The organism is Streptomyces tricolor (genome assembly GCF_002155905.1).
GTDB classification, from domain to species: domain Bacteria; phylum Actinomycetota; class Actinomycetes; order Streptomycetales; family Streptomycetaceae; genus Streptomyces; species Streptomyces tricolor.
In genome coordinates, this window is the sequence record NZ_MUMF01000276.1 from 1 (window position 1) to 10312 (window position 10312).

At 72.7% G+C, this 10312-nt stretch carries 8 protein-coding genes and 1 pseudogene; 1 reads left to right on the plus strand and 8 read right to left on the minus strand.

Annotated features, from left to right (window positions below; all coding sequences use genetic code 11):
- A pseudogene (locus CCN44_RS46330) lies at window positions 1-149 on the minus strand (pyridoxamine 5'-phosphate oxidase); the annotation flags it as partial.
- A gap of 176 nt (window positions 150-325) precedes the next feature.
- Between CCN44_RS46330 and CCN44_RS20550 the strand changes: the two are divergent.
- Window positions 326-1426, plus strand: a complete 1101-nt coding sequence (locus CCN44_RS20550) for a citrate synthase 2 (RefSeq protein ID WP_189397158.1) — start codon at window positions 326-328, stop codon at window positions 1424-1426.
- Window positions 1427-1547: 121 nt separating this feature from the next.
- Here CCN44_RS20550 and CCN44_RS20555 read toward each other — a convergent pair whose 3' ends face one another.
- The 7 genes from CCN44_RS20555 to CCN44_RS20585 form a co-directional block, all read right to left on the minus strand.
- Window positions 1548-2573: an isopenicillin N synthase family dioxygenase gene (locus CCN44_RS20555; RefSeq protein ID WP_059250534.1), complete on the minus strand. Its 1026-nt coding sequence runs from the start codon at window positions 2571-2573 to the stop codon at window positions 1548-1550.
- A 238-nt stretch (window positions 2574-2811) separates the two neighbouring features.
- Entirely contained in the window at window positions 2812-3417 is a 606-nt protein-coding gene (locus CCN44_RS20560) for a TetR/AcrR family transcriptional regulator (RefSeq protein WP_059250531.1), read from the minus strand.
- The gene (locus CCN44_RS20565) at window positions 3405-4169 is read right to left on the minus strand and encodes an enoyl-CoA hydratase family protein (protein ID WP_086698516.1); all 765 of its coding nucleotides are present in this window, start codon (window positions 4167-4169) and stop codon (window positions 3405-3407) included. Before CCN44_RS20565 ends, CCN44_RS20560 begins: the two co-directional genes overlap by 13 nt.
- On the minus strand, window positions 4166-5734 hold the full coding sequence (locus CCN44_RS20570) for a 4-coumarate--CoA ligase family protein (RefSeq protein WP_086698517.1): 1569 nt from the start codon (window positions 5732-5734) through the stop codon (window positions 4166-4168). The genes CCN44_RS20565 and CCN44_RS20570 overlap by 4 nt, the downstream gene beginning before the upstream one ends.
- A gap of 23 nt (window positions 5735-5757) precedes the next feature.
- Window positions 5758-6948, minus strand: coding sequence for an acyl-CoA dehydrogenase family protein (locus CCN44_RS20575; protein ID WP_086698518.1), 1191 nt, complete (start codon window positions 6946-6948; stop codon window positions 5758-5760).
- A gap of 7 nt (window positions 6949-6955) precedes the next feature.
- The gene (locus CCN44_RS20580) at window positions 6956-8803 is read right to left on the minus strand and encodes an acetyl/propionyl/methylcrotonyl-CoA carboxylase subunit alpha (RefSeq protein ID WP_086698519.1); all 1848 of its coding nucleotides are present in this window, start codon (window positions 8801-8803) and stop codon (window positions 6956-6958) included.
- Between the two features lie 8 nt (window positions 8804-8811).
- On the minus strand, window positions 8812-10312 hold a 1501-nt coding region (locus CCN44_RS20585; protein ID WP_086698520.1), incomplete at its 5' end, for an acyl-CoA carboxylase subunit beta.

The following is a 10312-nucleotide window of genomic DNA, read 5'->3' on the forward strand; positions in this document are numbered from 1 at the left end:
GCCGCCCGGGCGGCATCCTCGAACCAGCGGGCGAACTGGTCCATCGGATGGGTGGCGAGGTCCTCTTCGGCGAGGCCGTCGGCCCGGTACTGCTTGCGCATGGCGGCGGGATCGAGGACGGCATCCAGGAGCGGGTCGCGGTCGGTCACGCGGTCATCTTGCCGTATCGAACGGGTATGGCACTCAGTGTCGTGTGGTCTCCCCAACGGTGGCACCGGGGGTTATCGTGCTGCTCCCTTTGCGGTTGGGTTGACCACGGGTGACCACCGGCAGATCGGGGCATCACCGGGGTGACCGCCGCCCACACATCACGAGGAGCCGCCTGATGTCCGATTTCGTACCCGGGCTCGAAGGAGTCGTCGCGTTCGAGACGGAGATCGCCGAACCGGACAAGGAGGGCGGCGCCCTGCGCTACCGGGGCGTCGACATCGAGGACCTGGTCGGTCACGTCTCCTTCGGGAACGTGTGGGGGCTGCTGGTCGACGGCGCCTTCAACCCCGGTCTGCCGCCCGCCGAGCCGTTCCCGATCCCCGTCCACTCGGGTGACATCCGCGTGGACGTGCAGTCGGCGCTCGCCATGCTCGCCCCCGTCTGGGGCCTGCGTCCCCTGCTCGACATCGACGAGCGGCAGGCCCGCGAGGACCTGGCGCGGGCCGCCGTCATGGCCCTGTCGTACGTCGCCCAGTCCGCGCGCGGGCAGGGCCTGCCGATGGTGCCGCAGCGGGAGATCGACAAGGCGAACTCGGTGGTGGAGCGGTTCATGATCCGCTGGCGTGGCGAGCCGGATCCCAAGCATGTGGCGGCCGTGGACGCCTACTGGACGTCCGCCGCCGAGCACGGCATGAACGCGTCCACCTTCACGGCGCGGGTCATCGCCTCCACGGGTGCGGACGTCGCCGCCGCGCTGTCGGGTGCGGTGGGCGCGATGTCCGGGCCGCTGCACGGCGGTGCGCCGTCGCGGGTGCTCGGGATGATCGAGGAGATCGAGCGCACGGGGGACGCGGAGGCGTACGTCCGGCGGGCGCTGGACCGGGGCGAGCGGCTGATGGGCTTCGGGCACCGGGTGTACCGGGCCGAGGACCCGCGGGCCCGGGTGCTGCGGCGTACGGCGCGGGAGCTGGGCGCTCCGCGGTTCGAGGTGGCCGAGGCGCTGGAGAAGGCCGCGCTGGAGGAGCTGCACAACCGCCGCCCGGACCGGGTGCTGGCCACCAACGTGGAGTTCTGGGCGGCGATCATGCTCGACTTCGCCGAGGTGCCGGCGCACATGTTCACGTCGATGTTCACGTGTGCCCGTACGGCGGGGTGGTCGGCGCACATCCTGGAGCAGAAGCGGACGGGGCGGCTGGTGCGGCCTTCTGCGCGGTATGTGGGGCCGGGGCCGCGGCGTCCCGAGGACATCGCGGGGTATGCGGACATCGCCCGCTGAGAGGGGTGGCTCAGGAGCGCGGGCGACTGCGGGTGCGTTGTGGCTTGTCGCGCCCACGCGGCGGAGCCGCATATCGATACAGCCCCGCGCCCCTGGCAAAGCGGCCCTTCGGGCCCGCTTCTCATGCGGCCGCGAGCAGGTTCCTGTGGTGCCGCTCCGCCACCAGCGGGTGGGCCCTCAGCTTGCCCTTCAGTTCGTTGTAGCCGTACTCGGCGTACAGGGGGTTCGTCGGGTCGTCGGTGATGCCGGGGGCCTTCGACGCGTGGGGGAAGGGCAGCGGGGCCACCTTGGCGTCCAGGCGCGGGTTGTAGAAGAACGGGACCGAGAAGCGTTCCGTCGCGCCCGGCGGGCTGACCACGCGGTGGTTGGTGGCGAGGAGGTAGCCGTTGGTGGCGACCTCCAGGAGTTCGCCGAGGTTGACGACGAACGCGCCGTCGAGGGGCGGTACGTCGTGGAAGCGGCCGTCCTCGCGCTGGACCTGGAGGCCGCCGACGGTGTCCTGGAGGAGCAGGGTCAGGAAGCCGTAGTCCTTGTGGGCGCCGACGCCCTGGTCGGTGCCGTCGCCCGCGCTGCCGGGATAGCGGACGAGCTTGAGGTGCGGGTGGGCGTGGGGGCCGAAGACCGGGTCGTAGAAGTCGGCCGGGGCGCCGATGGCGGTGAGGAGTTCGCGCAGCAGGCGGTGGGCGACCGCGCTGAGCTTGTCGATCCAGGCGAGGGCGGCGGTGCGCAGTTCGGGGAGGGCGGCCGGCCACTGGTTGGGGCCCTGGAGCCACCAGTACGGGGGCTCGCCGGGGCCGGGGATCCGGGCGGGGCGTTCGGCGCCGATGTCGAGCTGGTCGCGCCAGTCGCGGGCACCGGCGGTGCGTTCGTCGCCGGTGCGGGTGTAGCCGCGGAAGTGCGGGGAGCCCACGTTGTCCAGGGCGAGCCGGTCGGCCTCGGGCAGGGCGAAGAAGGCGCGCATGGCGGTGAGCAGCGCGTCGGTCTCGGCGCGGGTCACGCCGTGTCCGACGAGCTGGAAGAAGCCCACGTCGTGGGCGGCGCTGTGCAGCTGGGCGTGGAGGAGGGAGCGGGCCTGGGGGCCGCGGTCGGCGGCCGACAGGTCGATGATCGGAAGCTGGTCGTACGACGTCGCTGTGTGCGTGGTCATGGGTGCGTCCGCGGGTGTACGGGGCACGGGTGGCCGCCGAGGGGTGGGAGCGGCCCCCGGGTGCCGGAAAAGGAAGGAAAAGAGAGGAAGGGCTTGGGGGCTGGTCAGGCGGAGACGTGCCGACAGCCCATGCTCGTGACGCGCACGTAGTCCACGTGGCGGCGGCGAACGAGCATCGGAAGCATGGGCCAAGGGTAACGCGCTCCCGGGGCCGCCCCCTCGGACGGCCGCGTTCCGCTCAGCCCAGTGCCTCGTCCAGCAGCGCCGCCCACTGGGCGACCACGCGTTCACGGCGGGCGGTGTCGTCGGTGAGGAGGTTGGCGAGGCCCAGCCCGCGGGCCATGTCGAGGAGGCCCTGGACGGTTTCGCGGACGCCGGGGCGGGACTCGTCGGCGCCGAGGAGGTCGACGGCGATGCGGTGGGTCTCGCGGCCGACGCGGGCCTCCAGCTCGGTCACGCGCGGGCGCAGCTGCTCCTCGTCGGAGGCGGCGACCCACAGGTGCAGGGCGGCGCGGAAGAGGGGGCCGGTGTAGAGGTCGACCAGGGCGGCGACGACGGCCCGGCGGTCGGCGGGGCCGTCCGGGAAGAGGGCCCTGAGGGCGAGGGAGCGTTCCTCGGAGACGTACTCGACGGCGGCGGTGAAGAGGTCTTCCCGGGTCGGGAAGTGGTGCTGGGCGGCGCCCCGGGAGACGCCGGCCCGTTCGGCCACGACGGCGACCGTGGAGCCCGCCCAGCCGTGTTCGGCGAGGCAGGCCACGGCGGCTTCCAGGAGCCGCTGCCGGGTGGCCCGGCTGCGGTCCTGCTTGGGAACGCGCTCGCGTTCGGTCGTACTCACACCACCCATGCCGCATCACGTCTTTCCAGGAAGGCCGTCATCCCCTCCCGGGCCTGGGGGGAGGCGAACAGCCGGGCCGAGAGCGCGGTCAGCTCGGCCGCGTCCCGGTCGAATGTCTCCAGCACCCTAGCCGTGAGCAGCCGCTTCGTCTCGGCCAGGGCCTGGGGGGAGGAGCGGCGCAGGCCGTCCAGGAGGGGGCTGAGGGCTTCGTCGACGTCGTCCGCCGTCGTGGTCAGCAGGCCCAGGCGCACGGCTTCGGCCGGGTCGAAGCGTTCGCCGGTGAGGTAGTAGCGGGCCAGGGCGCGGGGGTCGGTGCGCGGGATCACCGGGAGGGAGATCACGGCGGGGGCGACTCCGATGCGCACCTCGGTGAAGGCGAAGGTGGCGGCGGTGGAGGCGGCGGCGAGGTCGCAGGCGGCGAGCAGGCCGAGGCCGCCGGCACGGACGTGGCCGGTGACGCGGGCGACGACGGGTTTGGGCAGTTCCACGATCTGCCGGAGCAGGGCCACCAGGGCGTCGGGGTGGGGCGGGTCGCGCAGGTCGGCGCCGGCGCAGAACGTCGTACCGGTGTGGGTGAGGACCACGGCGCGTACGTCCGGGTCCTTGCCGCAGTCGGTGAGGGCCTCGGCGAGTGCCGTGACGAGTCGCGCGGACAGGGCGTTGCGGGTCGCGGCGGAGTCGAGGCTGAGGGTTTCCACGGCCCGTGCGCGGGTGCGGCCGATCGGGTCGGTCGGATCGGTCGGATCGGTCGGGTCGGTCACGTGTGCTCCCTGAGCTGTCGGCGCAGGATCTTGCCGGAGGCGGCGCGGGGGACGGTGTCGACGAAGGTGATCCGGCGGACGCGTTTGTAGGGGGCGACGCGTTCGGCAACGTGCAGCAGGATCTCGTTCTCGGTGAGGGTGCGGGCGGTGGGGTGGCGGACGACGAAGGCGTGCGGGACCTCGTTGCCGTTGTCGTCGTAGGTGCCGATGACGGCGGCGTCGGCGATGCCGGGGTGGGTGAGCAGGAGGGCTTCCAGTTCGGCGGGGGCCACCTGGAAGCCCTTGTACTTGATCAGTTCCTTGACCCGGTCGACGACGAACAGCCAGCCGTCGGCGTCGACGTGTCCGACGTCCCCGGTGTGCAGCCAGCCGTCGGCGTCGATCATGGCGGCGGTGGCGTCGGGGCGGCCGAGGTAGCCCTTCATCACCTGGGGGCCGCGGATGAGGATCTCGCCGGGCTCGCCGGTGCCGAGGTCCTTGCCGGGGTCGTCCAGGGAGACGATCCGCATCTCGGTGCCGGCGATGAGCCGGCCGACCGTGCCGTCGGGGGCGTCGTCCAGCCGGTCCAGAGGGACGACGTGGGTGCCGGGGGACAGTTCCGTCATGCCGTAGGCCTGGCCGATCGGCGGCAGGCCGAGGCGTTCGGCGCAGGCGCGGGCGAGCTGGGCGTCCAGCGGGGCGGCGGCGCTGAGGATGTACTTCAGCGAGGAGAGGTCGTACCGGCTGACGGCCGGGTGCTTGGCGAGGGCGAGGACGATCGGCGGGGCGACGTACAGGCCGGTGATGCGGTGGGTCTGGATCGCGGCGAGGAAGGTCTCCAGGTCGAAGCGGGGCAGGACGACGACGGTGGCGCCGAGGCGCAGGGGGGCGTTCATCAGGGCGGTGAGGCCGTAGATGTGGAAGAACGGCAGGACGGCGAGGATGCGGTCGCCGGGTCCGGCCGGGATGACGGGGTCCAGCTGGGCGAGGTTGGTGGCGATCTGCCGGTGGGTGAGCATGACGCCCTTGGGGGTGCCGGTGGTGCCGGAGGAGTACGGCAGGGCGGCGAGGTCCTCGGCCGGGTCGATGCGGACGTCCGGTTCGGGGGCGGTGGTGGCGAGCAGGTCGGTCAGCGAGCGGTGGCCGGGCGCGCTGTCGCACACGAGGATCTCGCGTATGCCGCCCGCGATCTCGGCGGCCCGGCGGGCGGTCTCCAGCAGCGGGGAGACGGTGATGATCCAGCGGGCGGCACTGTCGGCGAGCTGTTTGGCGAACTCCTCGGCGGTGGCGAGCGGGTGCACGGTGGTGACGGCGGCACCCGCGCGCGTGGCCGCGTAGAAGGCGGTCGGGAAGACGATCGTGTTGGGGCTGTGCAGGGCGAGGACGTCGCCCTTGCGGACGCCCGTGTCGGCGAGGGCGGCGGCCAGGCGCCGGTGGAACCGGTCCACCTGCTCGTACGTGAGGGTGGTGCCGTCCGTGCCGTCGATGAGGGCGGGCTGGTCGCCGAAGGCGGCGGCCCGGCCCAGGACGGCTTCGTGGATGGGGAGTTCTACGGGCGGAACGTCTGCGTACTCGCTGCGGAACACGGTTCCTCCTCGCGCGGGGCCACTCAGTACGACTTGGGCAGGCCCAGGGACTGGTGGGAGACGTAGTTGAGAATCATCTCCCGGCTCACGGGAGCAATACGAGCCACGCGCGCGGCCGTTATCAACGAGGCGAGGCCGAATTCGCGGGTGAGTCCGTTGCCGCCGAGGGTGTGCACGGCCTGGTCGACGGCCTTCACGCAGGCCTCTGCCGCCGCGTACTTCGCCATGTTGGCGGCCTCGCCGGCGCCGGTGTCGTCGCCGGAGTCGTAGAGAAGGGCCGCCTTCTGCATCATCAGCCGGGCCAGCTCCAGGTCGATGTGGGCCTGCGCCAGGGGGTGGGCGATGGCCTGGTGGGCGCCGATGGCGGCCTTCCAGACCGTGCGGTCGCGGGCGTACTCGATCGCCCTGGCGAGCGCGTGGCGGCCCATGCCGATCGCGAACGCGGCCGTCATGATCCGTTCCGGGTTGAGTCCGGCGAACAGCTGGAGCAGACCGGCGTCCTCTCCCCCACTGCCGAAAGCATGGGAGGTGCCCCCACCGACGAGCGCGTCGGCGGGCAGCCGTACGTCGTCCAGGACCAGCTCGAACTGCTTCTCCGCCGCGTTCAGTTCCATGTCGATGGGGCGCTTGTGGAAGCCCTCGGCGTCCGTCGGGACGATGAACAAGCAGGGTTTGAGGGTGCCGGTGCGCGCGTCCTCGGTGCGGCCGACGACGAGGACGGCGTCGGCGATGTCGACGCCGGAGATGAACACCTTGCGGCCGGTGAGCAGCCAGTCGGTGCCGTCCCGGCGGGCGGTGGTGGTGATGCGGTGGCTGTTGGAGCCGGCGTCGGGTTCGGTGATGCCGAAGGCCATGAGGCGGGTGCCGTCGGCGAGTCCGGGCAGCCAGGTCCGCTTCTGGTCCTGCGTGCCGAAGCGGGCGATCACCGTGCCGCAGATGGCGGGGGACACGACGAGCATGAGGAGGGGGGAGCCGGCGGCGCCCAGCTCTTCGAGGACGATGGAGAGTTCGGCTATGCCGCCGCCTCCGCCGCCGTACTCCTCCGGGAGGTTGACGCCGAGGTAGCCGAGCTTTCCCGCCTCGGCCCAGAGTTCGGCGGGGGGTTTGCCCTCGGCGACGGTGCGGGTGCGGTAGTCGCGGCCGTAGCGCTTGCCGAGGGCGGCTACCGCGGAGCGGAGGGCCTTGTGCTCTTCGGATTCGATGACGGCGGTCATGACGCTCCTAGGAAGGGGTTTCCTGCACTACTGCCAGCACCGTGCCCGGCTCCACTTGCTGCCCGGGCGCGGCGTGCAGGGCGGTGAGTGTTCCTGCTGTCGGCGCCGAGATCAGGTGCTGCATCTTCATCGCCTCCAGCCAGATGAGTCCCTGACCGGCCTGGACCGTCGCCCCTTCGGCCAGGCCCTCGGCGACGCGGACGACCGTGCCCGGCATCGGCGCGAGCAGGGAACCCGGTGCGAGCTGTGCGGTCGGGTCGGGGAAGCGGGGCAGGGCGGTGAGGCGGACGGCGCCCACGTGGACCTGGTCGCCGTACCGGGCCACCTCGAACCTGCGCCGGACTCCGTCCGCTTCGAGTACGACGAGACGCGCGTCGGCGTGCACCACCCGGACCCCGTCGGCCACGAGGCCGTCCCGGGTGTGCCGGTAGCGGACCTCGTGCTCCTCGCCGCCCATCGCGTACCGCTTCACCTGCGGCTGCGAGGGGACGTTGCGCCAGCCGCCGAAGCGGGACCGGCCGTGGGCGTCGGCGAGGGCGGCGGCCAGCGGGGCGAGGGGGTCGTGGACGGGCTCGGTCAGCGCGCCGAGGTGGCGGTCGTAGAAGCCGGTGTCCATGCGGGCGGCCGTGAACTCCTCGTGCCGCAGGGAGCGCACCAGCAGGTCGCGGTTGGTGACGGGGCCGTGGATCGCGGCGGACTCCAGCGCCCCGGCGAGCCTGCGGATCGCCTCCGCGCGCGTGGGGGCGTGGGCGACGATCTTGGCGAGCATGGGGTCGTAGTGGACGCCGATGGTGTCGCCGTCGGTGTAGCCGGTGTCCAGGCGGACGCCGGCCGGTACGGCGAGGCGGTGCAGGGTGCCGGTCTGGGGCGCCCAGTCGTGGGCGGGGTCCTCGGCGTAGAGGCGGGCCTCGATCGCGTGCCCCCGCGCGCGGGGCGGCTCGGGGTCGAGGGCGTGACCCTCGGCGATCCGGATCTGTTCGGCGACCAGGTCGAGGCCGAACACGGCCTCGGTGACGGGGTGTTCCACCTGGAGGCGGGTGTTCATCTCCAGGAAGTGGGCGCGGCCGTCGGCGACCAGGAACTCGACCGTGCCGGCGCCGGTGTAGGAGACGGCGCGGGCGGCGCGGACGGCCAGCGTGCGCAGCTCTTCCGCGAGCCCCTGGGTGAGTCCGGGTGCCGGTGCCTCCTCGATCACCTTCTGGTGGCGGCGCTGGAGGGAGCAGTCGCGGGTGCCGAGCGGCCAGACCGTGCCGTGGCTGTCGGCGAGGATCTGCACCTCGACGTGGCGGCCGTGTTCGAGGTACGGCTCCACGAAGACCTCGCCGTCGCCGAAGGCGCTCGCGGCCTCGGCGCGGGCGCTGTCCAGCGCGGCGGGCAGCTCGTCCAGGCGGCGTACGATCCGCATCCCGCGCCCTCCGCCGCCGGCCGCCGCCTTCACCAGGACGGGCAGGTCGGCCTCGGTCACCTCCTCCAGGGGCGCGAGGCCCAGCAGCCGCTTGGCGCGGGTCTTGGACGCCATGGCCTCGATGGCCTCGGGGGGCGGGCCGATCCAGAGCAGGCCGGCGTCGAGGACCGCGCGGGCGAAGCCGGGGTTCTCGGAGAGGAAGCCGTACCCGGGGTGCACGGCGTCGGCGCCGGCGGCCAGGGCGGCCTTCACGATCAGGTCGCCGCGCAGGTAGGTGTCGGCGGGGGCGGCGCCCGGCAGGCGTACCGCCGTGTCGGCCACGCGCGTGTGGAGCGCGGTCCCGTCGGCGTCCGAGTGCACGGCGACCGTGCGGATGCCGAGGTCGGCGCAGGTGCGGAAGATACGGCAGGCGATCTCGCCCCGGTTGGCGACGAGCACACTGGAAATCACGGGATCCCTCACATCCGGAAGACGCCGAAGCCGCCGCGCGCGCCCTCGTAGGGCGCGGTGTGCAGGGCGGACAGGCACAGGCCGAGGACGGTGCGGGTGTCGCGCGGGTCGATGACGCCGTCGTCGTACAGCCGCCCGGACAGGAACATGGGCAGCGACTCGGCCTCGATCTGCTGCTCCACCATGGCGCGCAGGGCGGCGTCCGCGTCCTCGTCGTAGGGCCGGCCCTTGGCCGCCGCCGACTGCCGGGCGACGATGGAGAGCACGCCGGCGAGCTGCTGCGGGCCCATGACGGCGGACTTGGCGCTGGGCCAGGCGAACAGGAAGCGGGGGTCGTAGGCCCGGCCGCACATGCCGTAGTGCCCGGCGCCGTAGGACGCGCCCATGAGGACGGACAGGTGCGGGACCCTGCTGTTGCTGACCGCGTTGATCATCATCGCGCCGTGCTTGATGATCCCGCCCTGCTCGTACTCCTTGCCGACCATGTAGCCGGTGGTGTTGTGCAGGAAGAGCAGCGGGATGTCGCGCTGGTTGGCGAGCTGGATGAACTGGGCCGCCTTCTGCGACTCGGCGCTGAACAGGACCCCCTGGGCGTTGGCCAGGATGCCGACGGGGTAGCCGTGCAGGGCCGCCCAGCCGGTGACCAGGCTGGTGCCGTACAGCGGTTTGAACTCGTCGAAGTCGGAGCCGTCCACGATCCGGGCGATGACCTCGCGCGGGTCGAACGGGATCTTAAGGTCGCCCGGGACGATGCCGAGCAGCTCCTCCGGGTCGTACTCGGGCGGCTCGGCCGGGCCGGGGTCCGGGTGGGCCTTGCGGTGGTTGAGCCGGGCCACGACCCGGCGGGCCTGGCGCAGCGCGTCGGGTTCGTCCACGGCGAAGTAGTCGGCGAGGCCGGACACGCGCGCGTGCATCTCGGCGCCGCCCAGCGACTCGTCGTCGCTCTCCTCACCGGTGGCCATCCTGACCAGCGGCGGCCCGCCGAGGAACACCTTCGCCCGCTCCTTGACCATGATCACGTGGTCGGACATGCCGGGGACGTAGGCGCCGCCGGCGGTGGAGTTGCCGAAGACGACGGCGATGGTCGGGATGCCGGCGGCGGACAGCCGGGTCAGGTCGCGGAAGATCGCCCCGCCCGGGATGAAGATCTCCTTCTGGGACGGCAGATCGGCGCCGCCCGACTCCACCAGGCTGATGCAGGGCAGCCGGTTGGCGAGGGCGATGTCGTTCGCGCGGAGGGCCTTCTTCAGGCTCCAGGGGTTGCTGGCGCCGCCGCGCACGGTCGGGTCGTTGGCGGTGATCAGGCACTCCACGCCCTCGACCATGCCGATGCCGGTGACCAGGGAGGCGCCCACGGGGTACTCGCTGCCCCAGGCGGCCAGCGGGGACAGCTCCAGGAACGGGGTGTCGGGGTCCAGGAGCAGTTCGATGCGCTCGCGGGCGAGCAGCTTGCCGCGCTCCCGGTGCCGCCGGACGTACTTCTCGCCGCCGCCCGCGAGCGCATCGAAC

What these genes read in the sequence shown, in the direction of transcription:
- CCN44_RS20550 (WP_189397158.1), top strand. Translation starts at nt 326, where the DNA reads ATGTCCGATTTCGTACCCGGGCTCGAAGGAGTCGTCGCGTTCGAGACG.
- CCN44_RS20555 (WP_059250534.1), bottom strand. Translation starts at nt 2,573, where the DNA reads ATGACCACGCACACAGCGACGTCGTACGACCAGCTTCCGATCATCGAC.
- CCN44_RS20560 (WP_059250531.1), bottom strand. Translation starts at nt 3,417, where the DNA reads ATGGGTGGTGTGAGTACGACCGAACGCGAGCGCGTTCCCAAGCAGGAC.
- CCN44_RS20575 (WP_086698518.1), bottom strand. Translation starts at nt 6,948, where the DNA reads ATGACCGCCGTCATCGAATCCGAAGAGCACAAGGCCCTCCGCTCCGCG.